General features: G+C 40.8%; 1 protein-coding gene. It reads right to left on the bottom strand.

The window, feature by feature from the left end; genetic code table 11:
- Nucleotides 1–254 precede the first annotated feature (254 nt).
- A complete protein-coding gene (locus tag ACE198_RS27925; protein WP_375377792.1) occupies nt 255–1,691 on the bottom strand; it encodes a DDE-type integrase/transposase/recombinase in 1,437 nt (478 codons plus the stop codon).
- Nucleotides 1,692–1,749 lie beyond the last annotated feature (58 nt).

The following is a 1,749-nucleotide window of genomic DNA, read 5'->3' on the forward strand; positions in this document are numbered from 1 at the left end:
GGTAGTGTCAAAACTTCTATGAAAAAGTGACCTGAAGTTTATTTCCTCTCTCTTTTTTGTAGCGGAGGTGCCCGCAATCGCTCTTGACAAACACGCCAATGGTTTGACATCCCTTTAACAAGGGCGACGGGGACAAAAGAAGGCATACCAAATAGCCCTTGGTTATTTCCATTTTAAACCATTGGCAAGTTCGGTTTGTCAAGAGTTCGCTTCGCCAATTGCTAGTCTGTTCAAGGGCTCTGCTAAACAAAAAGTTAGGCTGTTTGTTCCACAATCCATTGTTGTGCTAAACTGATGAGTTTCGTCCAACGAGCCGGCATGTTAGGCAACTGATTTAACTCTGGAACTACTACTGGAACTTTTCCTTCTATGGCTGAGTGTGGCCGTAAGAAGTTAAAGTAGGCTACAAACAGGGTGACGAAAGAAACCGATCCATGTTCAGACCCAAACCCATGTGTGGAGCGATAATTGCCCTTAAACGTGCGATTTAGTCTTTCAATCACTTGCTTGAGTGGCCGATACTCCGTCGATACAGGATCTTCATTCGTAAGTCCGATAACCTGCTTGATCTCAAAGTGAATATTGTGTTGGGCGAAAAAGTGCTGTGCTAAAAGGTAAATTGGGTTGCCATCCACCACAAATGTAAGGTCATTAGGAATCTCTTTCAGCTTCATTAAAACATCATCAATCGCACGGATAGCGGACACCGTATCCCGATTGGCTGACACTGGGGAAGACAAGATAATCTTTTTCACGGTATCAAAAAAGAAGAACAAGTAATGCCAACGCCCGTTCACCCTGATATAGGTTTCGTCCCCACAGAACTGATCCGATAGTTCATAGGGATAGTGATCAACGTATGGCTTAAGGTAAAGGGCTACTGCATTCTCGTAATTTAAAATACTCTGATGAGATATGGATACCCCATGAACATCTTTCATGAGTGCAGCTGTCTTACGGGCCGAGAGGCCGTAATTGACATGATAGGTTAAGATGAGCCCTAATGTATGTGGCGACACATAAAGTCTTGATAAATCAACTTTTGGCTTTTGGGGAGATTCTTTAGACATTGGCTGAAAATCAATGTTAAACTGCCGAAATATGTATCTTAACTTAAAGGATTGAGGGTCCTTTTTAAACTGTTTCTTCTCCTTAGAAGACATTTTGTTGAGTTTCTGTTGGTAGTAAGAACAGTCGTTATTCTTGCACTTGTAAACGTCAAAGTCCTTCCGCTCCTTGATTTTTTCGAGGGTCTTTGAACAGTGAGGACATTTTAAAACAGCCTCCTTCAAATAACGATTCTTATCACTAAAAAGACACGTACACACCTTACATTGATACTGCCCTTTGTCTCCGTTATTGGCATAAAGATATTCCGATGGAGCACCACACTGCGGACAGGTCATAGTTTTTGGCACACTTACTATTGTGTTCTTACGCCTTAGAACAGGTTTTAAATGTTTACCGTTTTTCTCAAGGAATTCTGTAAGGAGACAACGATAATCAAACTTTTGAAGGGTCTCGATGATCGGAAGATCATCCACCTGAAGTTTACGATAAGGTTTATTTACAGGAGTTTCTTCGGGTTTTTCAAACATGCTCTTTCTAATGAGGAGAGTCAATAATGTTCGAATTACCTGATCTTGATACTTGATAAATTCCATTAAATAAGTTAATAATTGAGGGTACAAACTTGTCACTTCCTTGTTTTTAGGGATTAGGTGTTCGGTGTGGTAACCTCACTTTTAA

This window comes from Neobacillus sp. KR4-4 (assembly GCF_042136325.1).
Classification (GTDB): domain Bacteria; phylum Bacillota; class Bacilli; order Bacillales; family Cytobacillaceae; genus Neobacillus.